The organism is Flavobacterium macacae (assembly GCF_003865365.1).
Classification (GTDB): domain Bacteria; phylum Bacteroidota; class Bacteroidia; order Flavobacteriales; family Flavobacteriaceae; genus Flavobacterium; species Flavobacterium macacae.
Genome location: NZ_RQVR01000014.1, coordinates 63,340 through 82,953, shown reverse-complemented (window position 1 = coordinate 82,953; position 19,614 = coordinate 63,340). Strand labels below are relative to the sequence as shown.

Annotated in this window: 20 protein-coding genes; 11 read left to right on the top strand and 9 right to left on the bottom strand. The window is 38.0% G+C overall.

What is annotated here, in order from left to right:
* Nucleotides 1-64: 64 nt before the first annotated feature.
* From EG849_RS12350 to EG849_RS12340, 3 genes are all read right to left on the bottom strand, one after another.
* On the bottom strand, nt 65-1,219 hold the full coding sequence (locus EG849_RS12350; RefSeq protein ID WP_125013392.1) for an ATP-binding protein: 1,155 nt from the start codon (nt 1,217-1,219) through the stop codon (nt 65-67).
* Nucleotides 1,220-1,293: 74 nt separating this feature from the next.
* A complete protein-coding gene (locus EG849_RS12345; RefSeq protein ID WP_125013391.1) occupies nt 1,294-2,046 on the bottom strand; it encodes an SDR family NAD(P)-dependent oxidoreductase in 753 nt (250 codons plus the stop codon).
* Nucleotides 2,047-2,129: 83 nt separating this feature from the next.
* Nucleotides 2,130-3,002, bottom strand: a complete 873-nt coding sequence (locus EG849_RS12340) for an aldo/keto reductase (protein ID WP_125013390.1) — start codon at nt 3,000-3,002, stop codon at nt 2,130-2,132.
* Nucleotides 3,003-3,167: 165 nt separating this feature from the next.
* Between EG849_RS12340 and EG849_RS12335 the strand changes: the two genes are divergently transcribed.
* The 8 genes from EG849_RS12335 to EG849_RS12300 all read left to right on the top strand — a co-directional run bounded on the left by EG849_RS12335 (nt 3,168) and on the right by EG849_RS12300 (nt 12,119).
* Nucleotides 3,168-4,172 carry an AAA family ATPase gene (locus EG849_RS12335; RefSeq protein ID WP_125013389.1) on the top strand — a complete coding sequence of 335 codons (1,005 nt, stop codon included), beginning with the start codon at nt 3,168-3,170 and terminating at the stop codon, nt 4,170-4,172.
* A 79-nt stretch (nt 4,173-4,251) separates the two neighbouring features.
* Nucleotides 4,252-5,121 (top strand): DUF58 domain-containing protein, encoded by an 870-nt coding sequence (locus EG849_RS12330; protein ID WP_125013388.1) that lies wholly within the window; start codon nt 4,252-4,254, stop codon nt 5,119-5,121.
* A gap of 44 nt (nt 5,122-5,165) precedes the next feature.
* Entirely contained in the window at nt 5,166-6,782 is a 1,617-nt protein-coding gene (locus EG849_RS12325) for a hypothetical protein (RefSeq protein WP_125013387.1), read from the top strand.
* 1 nt (nt 6,783) lies between these two features.
* Complete coding sequence (locus EG849_RS12320; RefSeq protein ID WP_125013386.1) at nt 6,784-7,782, top strand: vWA domain-containing protein; 999 nt, start codon at nt 6,784-6,786, stop codon at nt 7,780-7,782.
* 6 nt (nt 7,783-7,788) lie between these two features.
* The gene (locus tag EG849_RS12315; protein ID WP_125013385.1) at nt 7,789-8,829 is read left to right on the top strand and encodes a vWA domain-containing protein; all 1,041 of its coding nucleotides are present in this window, start codon (nt 7,789-7,791) and stop codon (nt 8,827-8,829) included.
* 1 nt (nt 8,830) lies between these two features.
* Entirely contained in the window at nt 8,831-9,580 is a 750-nt protein-coding gene (locus EG849_RS12310) for a tetratricopeptide repeat protein (RefSeq protein ID WP_125013384.1), read from the top strand.
* Between the two features lie 14 nt (nt 9,581-9,594).
* Nucleotides 9,595-11,355, top strand: a complete 1,761-nt coding sequence (locus EG849_RS12305; RefSeq protein ID WP_125013383.1) for a BatD family protein — start codon at nt 9,595-9,597, stop codon at nt 11,353-11,355.
* 20 nt (nt 11,356-11,375) lie between these two features.
* Entirely contained in the window at nt 11,376-12,119 is a 744-nt protein-coding gene (locus tag EG849_RS12300; protein WP_125013382.1) for a tetratricopeptide repeat protein, read from the top strand.
* Between the two features lie 48 nt (nt 12,120-12,167).
* Here EG849_RS12300 and EG849_RS12295 read toward each other — a convergent pair whose 3' ends face one another.
* Nucleotides 12,168-12,668: a CvpA family protein gene (locus EG849_RS12295; RefSeq protein ID WP_125013381.1), complete on the bottom strand. Its 501-nt coding sequence runs from the start codon at nt 12,666-12,668 to the stop codon at nt 12,168-12,170.
* Between the two features lie 143 nt (nt 12,669-12,811).
* Between EG849_RS12295 and EG849_RS12290 the strand changes: the two genes are divergently transcribed.
* The 3 genes from EG849_RS12290 (at nt 12,812) to EG849_RS12280 (ending at nt 14,779) form a co-directional block, all read left to right on the top strand.
* Nucleotides 12,812-13,168 (top strand): hypothetical protein, encoded by a 357-nt coding sequence (locus tag EG849_RS12290; protein ID WP_125013380.1) that lies wholly within the window; start codon nt 12,812-12,814, stop codon nt 13,166-13,168.
* 110 nt (nt 13,169-13,278) lie between these two features.
* Nucleotides 13,279-14,298, top strand: a complete 1,020-nt coding sequence (gene pheS / locus EG849_RS12285) for a phenylalanine--tRNA ligase subunit alpha (protein ID WP_125013379.1) — start codon at nt 13,279-13,281, stop codon at nt 14,296-14,298.
* Between the two features lie 73 nt (nt 14,299-14,371).
* Nucleotides 14,372-14,779 (top strand): hypothetical protein, encoded by a 408-nt coding sequence (locus EG849_RS12280; protein WP_125013378.1) that lies wholly within the window; start codon nt 14,372-14,374, stop codon nt 14,777-14,779.
* 88 nt (nt 14,780-14,867) lie between these two features.
* On the opposite strand, the gene EG849_RS12275 is transcribed toward EG849_RS12280, so the two are convergent.
* The 5 genes from EG849_RS12275 to EG849_RS12255 form a co-directional block, all read right to left on the bottom strand.
* Nucleotides 14,868-15,086 carry a hypothetical protein gene (locus tag EG849_RS12275; protein ID WP_125013377.1) on the bottom strand — a complete coding sequence of 73 codons (219 nt, stop codon included), beginning with the start codon at nt 15,084-15,086 and terminating at the stop codon, nt 14,868-14,870.
* A gap of 6 nt (nt 15,087-15,092) precedes the next feature.
* Nucleotides 15,093-16,091, bottom strand: a complete 999-nt coding sequence (locus tag EG849_RS12270; protein ID WP_125013376.1) for a TerC family protein — start codon at nt 16,089-16,091, stop codon at nt 15,093-15,095.
* Nucleotides 16,092-16,100: 9 nt separating this feature from the next.
* Entirely contained in the window at nt 16,101-17,096 is a 996-nt protein-coding gene (locus EG849_RS12265; protein ID WP_125013375.1) for an NAD(P)H-dependent glycerol-3-phosphate dehydrogenase, read from the bottom strand.
* A 504-nt stretch (nt 17,097-17,600) separates the two neighbouring features.
* A complete protein-coding gene (locus EG849_RS12260) occupies nt 17,601-18,767 on the bottom strand; it encodes an iron-containing alcohol dehydrogenase (protein ID WP_125013374.1) in 1,167 nt (388 codons plus the stop codon).
* A 67-nt stretch (nt 18,768-18,834) separates the two neighbouring features.
* The gene (locus EG849_RS12255) at nt 18,835-19,614 is read right to left on the bottom strand and encodes a type 1 glutamine amidotransferase domain-containing protein (RefSeq protein WP_233581798.1); all 780 of its coding nucleotides are present in this window, start codon (nt 19,612-19,614) and stop codon (nt 18,835-18,837) included.

The following is a 19,614-nucleotide window of genomic DNA, read 5'->3' as shown; positions in this document are numbered from 1 at the left end:
GTGTAAATATTCAAATATCACGAAAACTATTGGAATAATCAAATAATAGAAATTTTTATACAAATTATTCGGTGTTCTTATCATATTTCATCTTTCTCAAAATCCGCAAAGCTTCTTTAAAACTGACATAGACAGCTGGATTTTCAAAGGCTTTCAGAAGATGTTTTGCGTCAATTAATTTTTGTTTTGCATCATCAAATCCGTTGAGATAACAGATCATAAATGTGGAAGGAAGATTCTCTAAATCCTTCTTCTCTCTTCCAGACAAAGGCAATGATTTTTCTAATTTTGAAAGTAAAGAAAGATTTGAATTGTAAATATGAAACAACATCTTCCGATTATATTCTGGCGGTTCAAACAAGAATTCGGTTTCAATTTTATAATATCCGTTGTCATAAAAATAAATGGTCTGTTTTTCTAAGGGATAATAGCTTGTCCTGTCGTTTAAGCCCAAGGCAAGATATTCAGTAATCGAAAAAGTATTTTGGTCGTATTCAATCGAAACTTCGTCTAGCGCCGAATAAAACAGCTTTACCTGCTCGTTAACCAGCTCAATATCCACGCGTGATAAATAGGTTTTGCCCTTGACTTTTTTCACAAGTCCGGCCCAGCAGACCACGAATAATTCCTTAAAAACCTTGTACTTCGGAGACATGTCTTTGTGGCGATTGTTCATAAAATCCATTACGCCTTCGAGCGTATGTTCGATGCTGTTTCTCGAAATATTTTCAATGCTGATGACCGTTTCCGTATTTTGGTAATTGCGTTCTACTTCGGACTCTTCTACCGGAATCGAATTGCTCCCTCTTCGAATAAAAGCCTGTCTGGCAAGAATCGTATGTATGCCTTTTTTAAAGTAAGAAACGCGTTTTTTAGGCTTGATCGTAACCAATCCCACCACTTTATCTTTAGATAAATTTGGAAATGGAACATTTTCATATTGAATTTTCGGAGGATTTTCTAGAAAAGCATTCACCAAATTCTGGATACGGCTGTCGTCAAAAAAATCATCGCCCACAATTTCATTATCGTGGTCTTCAACACCCACAACGATATAGGAATTATTCGCCGGATTTGAATTGGAAAGCGCACAGATGTGTTTCAAGAATTTCCCTTTTCCTTCCCGCGTGTGCAAGTTCAACTGCCGCTTTTTGTCATAAAAACTGCTCTCGTCATTGTGGGCAAGAAGGTTTTTGATGAGTAAGCGTTTGTTGATCATTTATTCAGATATTTCGATGGTTAGCTATTTCGATATATCGAAAGTCGGACAATCGAAATATCTGAATATCCTTTTTAAATTATTCTATTGACAATGGTCGAAGAAGCCTGGGCAGTTGACATGACGACCAGATCGGCAATGTTGATATGGTAAGGCCTGGTTATTACAAATCGAATAATATCGGCAATATCTTCTGGTTTTAACGGCTGGAAACCTTTGTACACGTTGGCCGCTCTTTCGGCATCGCCTTTGAAACGGACTTCAGAAAATTCAGTTTCGACCATGCCGGGATGAATGCCTCCAACCCTGATTCCGAATTGGTTCAGATCCATGCGCATTCCTTGATTCAGGGCGTCTACAGCGTGTTTTGTGGCGCAATAGACATTTCCGTTGGGATACACTTCTTTGGCTGCTGTAGAGCCGATATTGATGATGTGGCCGCTTCGTTGCTCCACCATTTTAGGAATTATCGCGTGAGAAACATAAAGAAATCCTTTCACGTTGATGTCAATCATGGCATCCCAATCGTCTAAATCACCGGTCTGGATTGGATCTAAACCGTGCGCGTTTCCTGCATTATTGATCAAAACATCGATTTTAGAAAAATCAGGCGGTAAAGAATCAATCGCTTCTTTTACAGCTTTTTTCTTTCTGACGTCAAAATTCAAGGTATGTACTTTTGTGCGGTGCTCCAATTCTGCTTGCAATTCCGCCAAACGGTCTTCGCGCCTGCCACAAAGAATTAATTTGAAATTGTGTTTGGCCAATTCAATTGCCGTTGCTCTTCCGATGCCGCTTGTTGCACCTGTAATTAAAACTGTTTTCATTTTTTATTTTTTTGTTGAAAATTTTAATTCAACATTTAAAGTTGGAGTCAGACTCATAACTCATAATTTATAACTCATAATTTTTAAGGAACCTGATTCCCCATACTTTCCGTCCAAATGGCAAACCATTCTTCTTGTTCCAATTTAAATTCCGTAGCTTTAAAAAGCTGTTGCAATCGGGCCACATTCACGGTTCCCGCAATCGGAATTATTTTTGCCGGATGCTGTAAAATCCATGACAATAAAATCGTGTCAGAACCCACGTGGTATTTTGAAACCAAATCGGCTAAAAGCGTTTTTAATCTTTTGGTCTGGTCGGTGTTTTCTCTAAAAACGGTTCCAAGCGGATTCCAGGCCATCGGGCGAATCTTGTTCACTTGCATGTGGTCAAGGCTTCCGTTCAGCATCGCCTCATAATCAGTTGCAGAAAATTGAATTTGGTTATAAGCAACCTCTGTTTTTGAGCGAATCAGGTCGGTTTGAGAAGTCGTAAAATTTGACAGTCCAAAATCCAGGATCTTTCCGTCTGATTTCAATTTTTCAACGGCTTCGGCAATTTCATCCGCATTCATCAACGGACTAGGGCGATGCAATAAAAGCACGTCTAAATAATCAGAATGCAGGTTTTTCAGCGAATTTTCTACAGACCAGATGATGTACTCTTTTGAGTAATCATAATGTTTGATTTTATACGGGCGATTTTCTGAGTTTTGAAGAATCCCACACTTTGAAATCAACTGAATTTTATCGCGGGCAATTTTGCTTTCGCCCAGTGCTTTTCCAAAGGTAGCTTCGGTCGTGTAACCGCCATAAATGTCGGCGTGGTCAAAGGTGGTTATTTTGTTTTCAAGGCAAACATTGATGAGGTTTGCCATTTGGGAAGCAGTGAGATTTTTATCCCAAATTCCCCAATTCATAGTTCCCGCAATTATGGGAGATAAGGCTGTTTTCACGATAGTAAATTTAAGTTTCTAAATTTATGAAAACAAAATCATAAATCATCCTTAAAGCCAAGGGATTCAGATAATTTTTAACACATTCTTAACGTCTTACCAGTAAATAAATTTTCAATTTGCACCATTAAAATTAAATACTAATTTCACGGCTTTAAATATTATATTATGGAAGAAAATGCTACTGCATTAGACATTAGAGCAATCAATGAAAAAATAGAGAGAGAAAGCGCGTTTATCGACCTGCTTTTTATGGAAATGAACAAAGTGATTGTCGGTCAGAAGCATATGGTGGAAAGATTGCTGATCGGGCTTCTGGGTCAAGGGCATATCTTGCTGGAAGGAGTTCCAGGTTTGGCAAAAACACTTGCAATTAACACGCTTTCACAAGCAATTCACGGTTCTTTCAGCCGTATCCAATTTACACCAGATTTGCTTCCTGCCGACGTTGTGGGAACGATGATTTATAACATTAAAGACAATGCCTTTTCGATTAAAAAAGGACCCATCTTCGCAAATTTCGTTTTAGCGGATGAGATCAACCGTGCTCCCGCAAAGGTGCAATCAGCCCTTTTAGAGGCAATGCAGGAAAAACAAGTAACGATTGGGGATACGACTTTTAAGCTAGACCGACCGTTTTTGGTTTTGGCAACTCAAAATCCCGTGGAACAAGAAGGAACGTATCCTTTGCCTGAAGCGCAAGTGGACCGTTTTATGCTGAAAACCGTTATCGACTATCCAAAAATGGAAGAAGAAAGAATGGTGGTCCGCCAGAGCTTAAAAGGTTCGTTCGAAAAAGTAAATCCGGTAATTTCTGTAGACCAAATTATTAGAGCCCAAGAAGCAGTCCGTGAGGTTTATATGGATGAAAAAATTGAGAAATACATCTTGGATATTGTGTTTGCAACACGTTACCCAGAAAAATATAAATTAGAGAATTTAAAACCTTTGATCAGTTTTGGAGCTTCGCCGCGTGGAAGCATCAACTTGGCAACTGCTGCAAAATGTTATGCTTTTATCAAACGAAGAGGTTATGTAATTCCTGAAGATGTTCGCGCTGTTGTTCACGACGTGTTGCGTCACAGAATAGGGATCACGTATGAAGCCGAAGCTGAAAATGTAACTTCTGTGGATATCATCAATAAAATTGTAAACGAAGTTGAAGTGCCTTAAGATTTGTTTAATGTTTAAAGTTTAAAGTTGTTGTGAAAGCAACGTTAAACGTTAAACCTCAAACTTTTAAACAGATTATATGGAAACGAAAGATTTACTCAAAAAAGTTAGAAAAATAGAAATCAAAACCCGAAGATTGAGCGATCACATCTTTTCGGGAGAATACCACACGTCTTTTAAAGGACGCGGTATGACATTCAGCGAAGTGCGCCAATACCAGTTTGGTGACGATATTCGTGCGATTGACTGGAATGTAACAGCGCGATATAACGAACCTTACATCAAGGTTTTTGAGGAAGAAAGAGAATTGACCATGATGCTTATGGTGGACATCAGCGGTTCAGAAAGCTTCGGAACCCAAAATGCTTTCAAAAAAGATATCGTGACTGAAATCGCAGCAACAATGGCTTTTTCGGCAACGCAAAACAATGATAAAATCGGCTTGATTTTATTTTCTGACCAAATCGAATTGTTTATTCCGCCAAAAAAAGGAAGGTCACACGTGTTGAGAATCATCCGTGAATTAATCGAATTTCAGCCAAAAAGCAAGAAAACCGATATTTCTCAGGCATTGCGTTTTTTCTCTGGAGTTATCAAAAAGAAAGCCATCGTTTTTATGATTTCTGATTTCTTGACTGATGACGATTATGAAAAAACCTTGAAGATTGCTGGAAAAAAACACGACTTGACCGGAATTCGAGTGTATGATGTCAGGGAAGAAAAAATGCCAAACCTCGGTATGGTAAATATGCAGGATGCAGAAACGGGAGAAACGCTGTTGGTCAATACAGGCTCAAAAGCAGTTCGGATAGAATATGAAAAATACTATCAAGAGAAAATAAAATATTTTAAAGAAACTTTCAGTAAAAGCGGTTCGGGTACAGTAAATACAAGAGTTGACGAAAGTTACGTGACAAAATTATTGGGCTATTTTAAATCGAGAGGTTAATCTTTTTTCCCCCAGAACACGAATTAAGATTAGGAACGAAACAAATGAAAAACAAAACTTTATACATATTACTATTTTTGCTTGTTGGAACCCTCAGTTTCGGACAGCAAAAACGGGTGGCCACTTCGGTAGATTCTACCAAAATTAAAATCGGGGCGCAAATTAACCTGACGCTGAAAACAACGGTTGATACCTTGTCAAACGTGGTTTTTCCCGAAGGAACAAATTTTGGGCAGTTGGAAGTTTTAGAATCTTATCCCACAGATACGGTCAAAGAGAACGACCGATATATACTGACCAAAAGATATGGTTTGACGCAATTTGACTCTGGAAAATATTTGCTTCCGAGGTTGAAAGTCTTGATCAACGACAAATCATTTTCTACAGATTCTCTTTTTGTTGAGGTTGCCAGCGTAAAAGTGGACACCTTGAAACAGAAAATGTATGACATCAAAGGAATCGCAGAAGTCAAAGAGCCAATGGGAAACTGGTGGAAATGGCTTTTGGGAATTTTGCTTTTGGCAGGAATTGGTGTTGCGATTTACTTCTATGCTAAAAAATACAAACGAAAAGAAAAACCAGAAGAAATCGTTTATGCCACGCCAATTGAAAAAGCGGTTTCATTGCTTAAAAATTTAGAGCAAAAAGAGCTTTGGCAAAAAGGCGAAATCAAAGATTATTATTCACAATTGACTGATATTGCCCGAACCTATATTGAAGAAGAAATTCAAGTTCCGGCAATGGAAAGCACGACTTCTGAAGTAATTGCGGGTTTGAGAAGCGCGACTGTCAGAAAGAAAATGAAGGTTTCAAAAGAAACTGTTGAAAATTTAGAACGCGTTCTCCGTCAAGCGGATTTGGTGAAATTTGCCAAGTCAAAACCGTTAGAATTTGAAATTGCCGAAGACAGAAACAAAATTGAAAAAACCATCTTCACGTTGCACAAAGCAATTCCTGAAATTGAAGAGGAAGAAGACGAAAGCTTAATTTTAGATGCAAAACGTCGTGAATTAGTATTGAAGAAAAAACGCAAGCGCAAAATCGTGATGGCCTCTTTTGCCGGAGGATTTGTGGTTTTAATTGCTTTTGGATATTTTATGGCGACTTACGGAATGGATTATTTGAAAGACAATTTCATCGGGCATCCAACAAAAGATTTGGTCGAAGGCGAATGGATCAAGAGTGATTACGGAAACCCTGCAGTCACAATAGAGACGCCAAAAGTTTTGAAAAGAACCGCTTCTGAAAAAATGTCGGCAAATGTAAAAGAAAGCCAAAAATTTTTATACGGAAGCCTTATTTCTGGATTTTCTGTCAGCGTTTCAACAACGTCATTTAAAGACACCATTCAAATACCTCTGGATAAAGTAGTGGAACTAGAACTTAAAGGTTTTGAGCAGGCTTACAAAGCAAAAGATGTTTTTGTAAAACAAGACACATATAATACTGGCGAAGGAATCACAGGGCAAAAAGCTTACGGTTCCATGACTGTTTTTAGTGAAGAAGATAATAAGACGGTGAAATTAGCCTACCAAATTTTAGTTTTTGCACAAAATGGAGGCTTGCAGGAAATCATTATCACGCACTTGGATAATGACGAATTTGGAGCCCAAATTGCCGACCGAATTATAAACTCCGTTGAACTTAAAAAAGTAAACTAAGATGAAGAATGTAACTTTTTTAAATCCTGAGTTTTTTTGGCTGTTTGTACTGATTCCCGTGGCAATCGCTTGGTATATCTGGAAAGGAAAAAAACAGGCAACGCTAAAAATAAGTTCGCTGAAAGGATTCAAAGCAAAACCTTCGATTTTATCAAAACTAACGCCAATGCTTTTTGTGTTGAGAATCTTGGCTTTGAGCGCTTTGATTGTCGCTTTGGCAAGACCGCAGACGGTGGATATCAGCAATAAAACAAACATCACAAACGGAATCGATATCGTGATGTCAATTGACGTTTCGGGAAGTATGCTGACACGAGATTTGAAACCAAACCGTTTGGAAGCTTTGAAAAAAGTGGCATCAGATTTTGTGGAAGCACGGCCAAATGACAGAATCGGGTTGGTGGTTTATGCAGCAGAAAGTTATACTAAAACGCCGGTTACAAGTGACAAAGCAGTTGTCTTAGATGCTTTGGCCGGAGTAAAATACGACCAAATGTTGCAAGACGGAACCGGAATCGGGATGGGACTGGCGACAGCTGTAAACCGTTTGAAAGAAAGCCAGGCGAAAAGCAAGGTGATTATTCTTTTGACGGATGGCGTGAATAATTCAGGTTTTATCGATCCTAGAATGGCTTCAGATATTGCAAAAGAATTTGGGATAAAAGTATATACCATAGGAATAGGGACGACCGGGATGGCCGAAACGCCTTATGCGATCAAACCCAATGGAGAATTTGAATACCGAATGATGCAGGTGGAAATCGATGAAAATCTGATGAAAGAAATTGCCAGAAAAACAGACGGGCAATACTTTAGAGCTAAAAATAATCAAAGCTTGAAAGCGATTTACGAAGAAATCAACAAGCTGGAAACAACCGAGATAGAAGAGCAGAAATTTTACAATTATGACGAAAGGTTCCGTGCTTTTGCCATCGCGGCAGGAATTCTTCTTTTGCTTGAAATTTTATTGAAAAATACAGTTTTTAGAAGCTTTATTTAAAAAATTATGTACGACGAATTAGACGAAAAAAAATATCTTTATTTACTGGTAATCATCCCAATCGTGGTGTTGCTTTATCTTTTCAATTTGTATTGGAAACGAAAAAAACAACGCGAATTTGGTGATTTAGAATTGGTAAAAAAACTGAGCCCGGAAAAATCTGTTTTTAAAGCGACTTTAAAAATCAGTGCCCTTCTTTTGGCTTTGGCCTGCGTCATTTTGGCTTTGGTTAATCCAAAAATTGGCACGAAAGTGGAGACGGTAAAACGAGAAGGAATAGACATTGTTTTTGCCATTGACGTTTCAAAATCAATGCTGGCTGAAGATATCGCGCCAAGCCGTCTGGATAAAACCAAGCAAATCGTATCGCAAATCATCAACAATTTAGGAAGCGACAGAATCGGAATCGTGGCCTATGCCGGAAGCGCATTCCCGGTACTGCCAGTCACAACAGATTATAGCGTTGCCAAGATGTTTCTGCAAAGCATGAATCCCGGAATGGTTTCCTCACAAGGAACTTCGCTTGACGAAGCCATCCAACTTTCGGCTACTTTTTTTGATGAAAAAAGCAAAACGGCCAAGTTGGTCATTATGATTTCTGACGGAGAAGACCATTCGCAAGGCGTGGAAGATGTTGCCGAAGAAGCCAATAAAAACGGCCTGAAAATCTTGACCATCGGTGTGGGGACTGAAAAAGGTGGGCCGATTCCGTTGAAAAGAAACGGCATTGTAGAAAGTTACCAACGCGACCAAAATGGAGAAGTGGTGACTACAAAACTGAATGAAGCGACTTTAAAAGAAATTGCAAAAGCCACAAAAGGCGGTTATATCAACGGAAACAACACAAAGCAAGTAGTTGATTATGTAAAAAATGCTTTGGATAATATTGAAAAAACAGAATTTGAGACGAAGCAGTTTGCCAATTACCAATCGCAGTTTCAATGGCTTGCCGGTTTTGCATTTTTGTTGCTATTTATAGATATTTTCTTCTTGGAAAAAAAGACGCATTGGGTGAAAAAGATGAACTTATTTAATGAAAAGGAATAATATGAAAAAGCTTTTTTTATATGCACTGTTGACTTTTTCTTTTGCGATTTCGGCTCAAGAAAAGGATAGGAACTTGCCAAAAGGGAACGATGATTTCAAGGAAAAGAAATATGCAGAGGCCGAAGCAGAATATAGAATTTCTGCCTCAAAAACACCTGCAAAAGCGATTTCTTCATATAATCTAGGAAACACGATTTACAGGCAAAAACAGCCAAGCGAGGCCAAATTGGCGTATGTAAAATCCATTGAAAATGCTCAGACAAAACCCGAAAAACACAGGGCTTACCACAATCTGGGAAATATTTTTATGACCGAGAAAAAATATTCTGATGCGGTGGAAGCCTATAAAAATGCGTTGCGAAATAATCCGAGTGATGAGCAAACGCGTTACAATTACGCTTTAGCGAAAGAATATCTGAAAAACAATCCGGAACCGCCAAAAGACGACAGCAAAAAGGATAAGGATAAAAAAGAAGACAAGCAGAAAGAGGACGAGAAAAAAGACGATAAAGGCGACAAAGACAAAGAGAAAGGCGACGACAAAAAAGACAACCAAGACGGTAAAAACGACAAGGATAAAAAAGACGGCGACAACGCTGACAAGCCAAAACCGCAACCTGGGAATAGTCCTTCGAAGCAAAATATGCAAAATCTTCTTGACGCCGTAAACAACGAAGAAAAGAAAGTGCAAGAAAAAGTAAATGCCAAAAAAGTGAAAGGCAAGCCAGTTCAAACAGAAAAAGATTGGTAAAAGTGGAGATGAAAATGAAGAATTTTTTTATAGCATTATTTTTAATCTGTGTTCATGGGCTTTCGGCTCAAGTTCAGTTTGAGGCAAAAGTCAGCAAACAGACGCTTGGCTTGAACGAACGCCTTCGAATCGACTTCGTGATGAACGACGACGGCGATAATTTTTCGCCACCGTCTTTTGAAGGATTCCGCGTTGTCGGTGGTCCGAGCCAGCAGGTCAGCCAAACGTGGATCAACGGGCGCGCTACATTTAACAAATCGTACATTTATATTTTACTTCCAACGCAAAAAGGAAAAGTAATAATTAAGCCAGCTTCCATTGAAATTAAAGGGCAGATTTATAAAACAAATCCAATCACAATCACAGTTACAGATGCGGTAGACGAATCGCAGGACCCAAGCAGTCCAAACTATGTTCCTGATGCCGGAATTCATTTGGTGGCTGAGGTTTCTAATTCGAATCCTTATTTCAACGAGCAGATTACGGTGGTTTATAAACTATATTTTGCACCGACAGTCAATATCAGAAATGCCAGGGAATCTTCCAGTCCAAAATACAATTCTTTCTGGAGCCAAGCCATTGATATGAAGAATCTAACGGCTGTCAGAAGTACTTACCAAGGTAAAGAAGTGGGCATGGTCGTTTGGAGAAAAACCGTTTTGTATCCGCAAAAATCGGGCAAATTGGTATTAGAACCCTTGGCTTTAGATTTGGTCGTGGACGCACCAACAAACCGCCGTGATATGTGGGGAAGATACCAATATACAACGGTCAATAAAACCATTTCTGCAGGAGCAAAAACCATAAACGTAAAACCATTGCCGGAAGCTGGAAAACCAGAAGATTTTGGCGGAGGCGTTGGTAAGTTTAATTTTGCCGTAAAACCCTCGAAAACAGAAATCAAGCACGGAGAAACCATTGATTTAGAAGTGAGCGTGACCGGAAATGGAAACCTGAAATTATTCACGTTGCCAAAACCGGTGGTACCAAGCGCTTTGGAAATGTACGATCCGGTCCATACCGAAAAAGTGACGACGCCAATTTCTGGAATGCAAGGTAAAATTTCGGATAAATACACGATTGTTCCGCAGTTTCAAGGAAATTACACAATAAAGGGATTGACTTTTTCGTATTTTGATTTGGCTACCAAAACATACAAATCAGTCACTTCTGAAGATATTATTATTAAGGTGATCGACGGCCCGACATCAACGGAAGCATTGGCTTCAACAGACAGTACGAGTTTTGGAAAACAAGTGGCTAAAAAGAACGCCAAATTTGAAAATATCGCTTTAAAAACCATTTTGAAATCCACGACAAAACAAGATTTCTTTGGCTCGAATTTATATTACGCTTTAACGATTTTGCCTTTTGTTTTGATTCCGATAATTGTTTTGGCAAGAAAAAGAAAAGAAGCGATTGATAGCGATATCGTTGGAAACAAACGCAAAAGATCAAGCCGTTTGGCAAAAAAATATTTATCAGAAGCCAAAAAACAAATCAACAATAAAGAACCGTTTTATATTGCATTGGAACGAGCTTTGCACAATTTCTTGAAAGCGAAATTACACATCGAAACTTCAGAAATGAGCAAAGAAATTATTACCGAAATCTTGCTCGAAAAGAATGCAAGACCAGAAACAGTAACCGATTTTATCAATTTGACCGAAAACTGTGAATTGGCAAGATATGCGCCGTATTCGAGCGTGGCAATACAGCAAGATTTTGACCGAGCCGTGAACGTGATTTCTGAATTAGAAAAACAATTGTCCTAACCGGTTTTAAATTTAAAGTAATGAAAAACATACTCTATATATTTTTACTTTTCACTCAGGTTTTCTGGGCGCAAAGTGCTTTTGATAAAGGAAATGAATTGTATAAAAACGACAAATTTTCAGAAGCGATTAAAGAATATGAATCGATTTTAAGAACTCAAAATCATTCGGCTGAGGTCTATTTTAATTTAGGGAATTCGTATTATAAATTGAACCAAGTGGCGCCTTCGATTTACAATTATGAAAAAGCGTTGCAACTAAATCCGGGTTATGAAGAGGCAAAGAACAACTTGAAGTTTGCCCAAAACATGACCATCGACGAAATAAAAGCAGTCGAAAAAATCGGTTTTGGAAGAACCATTGAAAATTTTACTTCAATGCATTCTTATGACGAATGGGCCAAGATAACTGTTGGGTTTTCAATTGTTTTCTTGCTGTTTTTTATAGCGTACTATTTTTCTTCAAAAACACTTTTGAAAAGAATTTTTTTCGTGGGAATGTTTTTGATTTTAATCGGATTGATTATCAGCGTTTCTTGTGCAATTTCAGAGAAATCACGTTTTGATAATGATAAACCTGCAATTATTTTCGCCGAAAGAATCGAAGTGAAAAGTGAACCGAAAGAAACTTCTAACGAAGCTTTTATTTTACACGAAGGCACAAAAGTTCAAGTGATTGAAGCTAAAAAGGATTGGAGAAAAATCCAATTGGCTGATGAAAGGATCGGGTGGGTGAATAAAGAGGCTTTGAAAGAGATCAAGTAGCGTCATTGCCACACGAAGGAAGCCATCAAATAATATGTATCGAAAGCTTTATTTCTTCAATTCCGCAAACCACTCCTCAAAAACAGGAAAAACAAATTCTGAAATCTTCAAAATCGGATGGTAAAACAACGAATTGTCTAAAGTTTCTTTTTCTGCAAAAGTATTGTTGAAATTTATTTTTTGGAACAGAGCCAACGCAAAACTTAAAATCAGGCACATTTTTAATACACCAAAAACACCTCCGGCAATTTTATTGAAAATGCCCAAACTTGCAAAGTTGGCAACGGTCGTGAAGAATTTAGCCAACAATGAAACGCCTAAAACCACAGCGATAAAGGTCAGGATAAAAGCCCAAATGGCAATTGTTTTGGGATTCCAAGAGAATATGTCAGAAAGAAATTCGGCGGTAATAAAAGAGAATTTTATAGCAATATAAATTCCGAGCATTAGTGAAATCAGTGACGCAAATTCTACAAAAAAGCCGTTCCAAATACCTCGAATTAATCCGTAAGCCAAGAATATTCCTAAAATAATATCTAAAATTCCCATCTAAAAAATAATAAGCAACGAAGATACAGTCTTTCGTAGAAAAACAAAATTCAAGAGTGTATCTTTGCGAACTAAATTTTGTTATTGAATTTGAAATCGGAAAGCCAGGCTCATAATTCATTAACTCATAACTTATAACTAAAATGTCAAGAGATATACAATTAAAAGAGCGCTGGGAAAAGCTCGTGAACCTACTTTCAGATCAATTTTCGCAAGGCGAAGATCTTGATTTAGACTCTATTATTTACTTAATCGGAATCCAAGAATTAGGAAAATTGCACCAAAAATTTAAGAAAGACGAAAAAGTAAATTTGATGCACATCGCCATATGCCGACTTTTAGAACCTTATGGTTTCTATGAATTTGACTATTTTGATAGCGAAGGCTGGCCACATTACAAAGTGAAAGAAGAATTGCCTGCTTTGAAAGCGGGCGAACAGTCGGTTTTGATGAAAGAAGCGATTGTGAATTATTTTTTAGAAAAAGAGATTATTGATTAAAACGTTTATGGTTTGATGTTTAAAGTTGTTTCACAAAATCCGAAAAATGCATTGGCTTTACACCTTAAACTTTAAACAAATTCCTTAAATTTGCACCTTTACAAAAGACGATGATAGATAAGATTAAAGAATATATTGGCGAAGCAAATGCTTTTCAAACGCAATCAAAAGAAGAACTTGAAGCGTTCAGAATCAAATTTTTAGGAAGCAAGGGGCTTTTGAAAGAGTTTTTTGCTGAATTCAAAAACGTTCCGAATGAATCGAAAAAAGAATTCGGTCAAGTGATCAATGAATTGAAAAATACGGCGGAAGAAAAAGTGAAATCAATTCAGGATTCATTGGAAAGCAAAGAAGAAGCTGTGGGAATCTACGGCGATTTGACGCGTCCGTCAGAACCTATGAAAATCGGTTCCCGCCATCCAATTTCTATAGTAAAAAACCAAATTATCGATATTTTCTCAAACATTGGATTTAATGTTTCTGAAGGTCCGGAAATTGAGGACGATTGGCATAATTTTACCGCATTGAATCTTCCAGAATACCATCCGGCAAGAGATATGCAGGATACTTTTTTCATCCAAACCAATCCAGATGTGCTTTTAAGAACGCACACATCATCGGTTCAAGTGCGTTATATGGAAGAAAATAAACCGCCGATCAGAACGATTTCGCCTGGAAGAGTTTTCAGAAATGAAGCTGTTTCATCGCGTTCTCACTGTATTTTCCACCAAGTGGAAGGTTTGTATATTGACAAAGATGTTTCGTTTGCCGACTTAAAGCAGACGCTTTTATATTTTACCAAAGAAATGTTCGGGAAGTCGAAAATCCGCCTTCGTCCGTCTTACTTTCCGTTCACGGAACCAAGCGCGGAAATCGACATCTACTGGGGATTAAAAACAGAAACAGATTACAGAATCACCAAAGGAACTGGCTGGTTGGAAATTGGCGGTTGCGGAATGGTTGACCCAAATGTTTTGAAAAATTGCGGGATCAATCCAGATGAATTCACAGGTTTTGCCTTTGGAATGGGTGTGGAAAGAATCGCGATGCTGTTGCATCAAATTGGCGACATCAGAATGTTTTATGAAAATGACATCCGTTTCTTAGAGCAATTTAAATCAAGCATTTAATAGTTATCCTATAGTCAAAAGTCGGAGGTCTTACATCATAAGGCTTTCGACTTTTTATAGTAAGAATTTTACAATGAAAAAAGACATCATCATCCCCGAAGTAGAAAATATTTTCATCGCCGCAATCCAAGAATGGAACGATGATTTTATGCAGAAAACATGGTATGCCCATTTGGTAAACGACAGCGATTTTCAGTTAGATGGAGTGATGGTGGTTTCAAAAGCATCTAGAGTGATTGATGGCGAGATGAAGAAAACGTCTTTGCTTCGCCACGCTTTTGTGGAAGTTCCTGCGGTTTCAACCGTGAAAATTGAATTGATTCAAGACGATGTCCTGAGTTTGAACAATGAATTCATGGTCACGTTTTTCATTGGAAACACGCTTTATGACAAGAATTACATCTTCAAGGCTAATTCGATTAATGCTGAAAATATGGAAGAAGTGCCCATTATTTTCCAGGACGGGATTATTGTACGATAAGCTCTTGTAGTGACTCCTACATATTTTAAATTTTAATCAAATTAGAGAGAAGGTCCAATTTGATTAAAATCTCGTAATATTTTTTAAATTATTTCCTTCTTTCCCTTCTAGTTTTAGATTTCCAACTGGAGTATCCCAAGATAAAAACACCTACAATTAAAAAACAAGCCATCTGAAAATAGAAAAATCCAGATTGAGCTTGTTCCATAAAAGGTTTGTCAGTTGTGCCAAAGAAAGTCATAATAATAGTCATAAAAAGGCCCCAAGGCAACCCGACTTTAAGCTGATATTTCCATCTTTCGCTCATAATTTTTTAGTTTTTTCCTTTGACAGGAAATGCCAATGAAGCGATTACCGATAAAATTAATACGCCTCCGACGACCATCAATGAAATTGGCGACGAGATGTGGAAAAATGGACTGATAAGCATTTTTACACCAATGAAAGATAAGATAATTGCCAAGCCGTATTTCAATCTGCTAAACATATACATGAAATTTGCAAGCAAGAAATACAATGCTCTTAGTCCTAAAATGGCGAAGATATTGGAAGTATAAAGTATAAACGGATCGTCTGGTGCAATTGCAAAAATCGCTGGAATGGAATCCACAGCAAAGATTAAATCTGTAAATTCAATTACTGCTACTACCACCAATAAAGGCGTTGCCATTTTTACGCCGTTTTTTACCGTAAAGAATTTGTCACCGTCATAATTGTCGCTTACTTTGAAAAACTTGTGCACAATTCTTGCACCAGGGCTTTTAGAGAAGTCTTTTTCTTCGTCATCGTCCTCTTTTGCAAACCAAGATTTTATACCCGCATAGACCAAGAAAAATCCGAAGACAGATAAGATAGCATTGATGCGCACCAATTGACCGAAAACTTCCATTTCTGGCAAATAGGTCATGTTGATCAATTCCACTCCGGTGAAAATGAAGATGGCTCTAAATACCAAGGCACCAATAATTCCCCAAAATAAGACTTTGTGGTGCAGGTGTTTAGGGACATTAAAAAATCCAAAGACCAAAATGAATACGAATAGATTATCAACAGAGAGTGCTTTTTCAATCCAATAAGCCGATTGAAACTGCGTAAACTGCTCGATGCCCATCAAATAATAAATCACGCCGCTGAATCCCATTGCCAATGAAATCCAAACCACAGACCAAATCGCGGCTTCTTTATTTGAAACCACATGGCTGTTTTTATTGAATACACCCAAATCAAGAAGTAACATGACAATGATTACTATGGTAAACCCTGTTAAGATACCAGGATGATTGATCAAATGATCAGCAGGAAGATTTTGCATTATTTGTGATTAGTTAAGTTTTTCGGTCAATTTTTTAAATACTTTTTTCGGTTCTTTCCCTTCGTATAGAATACTGTAAACGGCATTGATGATTGGGGTTTTGGCTCCCAGATTCTCGTTTAATTTAAAGGCGCTGTTTGTGGCATAATATCCTTCGGCAACCATGCTCATTTCCATCATGGCAGATTTTACGGTATAGCCCTTTCCGATCATGTTTCCGAACATTCTGTTTCTTGAAAAGATGGAATATCCAGTTACCAATAAATCCCCCAAATAAGCAGAATCATTGATGTTTCGTTTCATTTTGTGCACTTTTCTGATGAATTTTTTCATCTCGCGAATGGCATTGCTCATCAGCAAAGCTTGGAAATTATCTCCATATCCAAGTCCGTGCGCCATTCCGGCTGCAATTGCATAAATGTTTTTCAGCATCGCTGCATATTCTGTTCCAATGATGTCGTCAGAAATTTTTGCCTTGATGTAATTTCCACTTAAATGTTTTGCAACAACCAGCGCCTTGTCGGCGTCGCCGCAAGCAATCGTCAGATATGAAAGACGTTCCAATGCCACTTCTTCTGCGTGGCATGGACCGGTAATAACGCCAATGTTGTCATACGGAATCGTATATTGTTCGTGAAAATGTTCGCCCACAATCAAGCTTGTTTCTGGAACAATTCCTTTAATGGCTGAAAAAATAATTTTTCCGTCAAGGCTTTCAGTAAGATTTTTCAATTCCGCATTCAAAAAAGCAGACGGGATGGCAAAAATAATATAATCTGCATAAGCAACAGCTTCGTTGATATCGCTTGTCAGTTTTAGTTTTTTGGTATCAAATTCTACCGAACTTAAGTAATTCGGATTGTGTTTATGTTCCTGAATATGAGCAATTGCACTTTCATTTCTCATATACCAGGCAATTTCTGTAAGGTTCACGCAAAGCATCTTTGCGATGGCAGTTGCCCAGCTTCCGCCACCAATTACAGCAAATTTTGGATGGTCACTCATTATGGTCTTGTTCTTTGTTCGGCCAAAAATACTCAAAATACACGTAAAAGAAAGTTAAAAAGACGTTGTATTTTCTTTTTTTATATAAACTTACTGCTATCCACATCTTTAGTTTTATTTTTAACTTAAAATTATGATTTTCAACACAATGCAATCGCAATATTTGCGTTTTTTAAAATGAGTTGGTTACATAACGCATACGTTTATTTCGATAATTATTAGAGATTATCGAGTTAGTTAAAATTTGTTTTTGGTGTTTTGAAAAAGGCACTCTTGAAATTTATTCAGGAGTGCCTTTTGATTTTTATTAATTTTTAGAGCAAAATAGCGGTCTGTTTTTTTAAATCCTTTTCCTGCTGGTCGGCACAATCTTTTTCGCCGAACCCCGGCCAAAAAGGATAGTTGCCACCATCAGGGCTATTTTAAAAACTTCTGGCTTCGTTTTAACTTTCTGGCCTTTAACTTAAAAATTATCGTCTTAGGGATATCGCTAGCCAAAAAAGCTTAGTAACTCATTTCCACAATTTCTTTCACTTTTTCAGGAGTGATATTTTGTTTTTCGCCCAATGCTTTCCAACCTCTTTCTTGAAAACGATTCACCACAAAATCGGCTGTCTTTTCAAAATCAGGCGTATATTCAGAAAGTTTGGTTTGCATTCCCATTGTGTGGAAAAACGCTACTGTTTTTTCAATGGCTTGATTCGCCATTTCTTCAACGCTTCCGTCAGCAATATTCCAAACGCGTTTGCCATACTGTGCTAGTTTTTCTTTCTTCGTTTCAAACATCACACGGTATAAATTCGGACCGATAATCGCCAAAGTTCGCGCATGGTCAATTTCAAATAATGCCGTCAATTCGTGGCCAATCATATGCGTTGCCCAATCACTCGGAACGCCTTTTTGAATCAATCCGTTCAACGCCATCGTACAGCTCCACATATAATTGGAAGCCAATTTGTAGTCTGTAGGATTTTCGACAACTTTAGGGCCAATTTCAATCAAAGTCTGTAAAATTCCTTCCGAAAAACGGTCTTGCAACAACGCATCGTGAGGAAAAGTCAAATATTGCTCAAAAACGTGCGTGAAAGCATCCACAATTCCGTTCTGGATTTGTCTTTTCGGCAAAGAAGAAACCACTTGCGGATCACAAATAGAAAACTTCGGAAAAAGGGCCGAACCTCCAAAAGATAGTTTTTCTTGCGTTTCATTAATCGTGATTACCGCGCCAGAATTCATTTCGCTTGCCGTTGCAGGCAAAGTCAAGACGGTGGCAAAAGGAACCACTTGGCTTAAATCTTTAATCAAAAGTCGCTTGTGAAGAATCTCCATCGGATTTCCATCAAATTTCACGGCAGCTGAGATAAATTTAGTCCCGTCAATTACCGAACCGCCACCAACGGCCAAGATGAAATCTAATTTCTTTTCGCGGATAATTTCCACGGCTTTCATCAATGTTTCATAACGTGGGTTTGGCTCGATACCGCCAAATTCAGTAACATCATAGCCGTGCAAAGATTCCCGAACTTGGTCGTAAACGCCATTTTTAAAGATGCTTCCGCCACCAAAAGTGATTAAAACTTTGGCGTCTTTTGGGATTAATTCTGAGATTTTTGCGATTTGTCCTTTACCAAAAACTAAATTGGTAGGATTGTATAATTCAAAGTTTAGCATTGTATTTATATTTTAAGTAAAATTAAGCAATGATGATGGGAACGATTGTAAAAATGTGTTAAGAAAATTACTTCTCTAAAGATTTCAGTTCTTTTAAAATCGCTTCGCCAACACCTTTTGCCGACTGCGGATTTTGACCTGTAATGACTCTTTGGTCAACCGTAACGTGCGGTTGCCACAAACCCGATTTTTCGAAATTGGCACCGCGTTCAATTAATTTTGTTTCTAATGCAAACGGAACCACTTTTTCTAATTTCACGGCAACTTCTTCTTCATTGGTAAAAGCATTTATTTTTTTTCCATCCACCAAATAGTTTCCATTGCTTAATTTGATGTTTACCAAACCAGCCGGACCGTGGCAGACTGCACCGACAATACCGTTGTTTTCATAGATTTTTGTGGCAATTTTTGCAATCGCTTCATTATCTGCAAAATCCCACATGGCACCGTGACCGCCCGCATAATAAATCGCCACATATTCAGAAGGATTTACTTCAGAAGGCTTCATTGAGTTGCTGATTTTATTGTGGTAAACTGCGTCTTCCCAAAATTCTTTGTTCACGGGGTCGCTCAAATCAAAACCATCAACCGGCGGTGTGCCCCCTTTTGGGCTCACAAAATCAATTGTATAGTCATTTTTCAAAACTTCCCAGGCATGTGAAACTTCGCCTAGATAGTAGCCGGTAGATTCGCCCGTGTTTCCTTTTTTATCGTGGCTAGAAACTACAAATAAGATTTTCTTTTCCATTTTTTTAGCTTTTTTAGTTTGTGCATTTGCAAAATCGGAATGTAAAGCGACGGCGAATAAAGTGATGGCCATCACGCTTGAAGTGAGTATCTTTTTCAT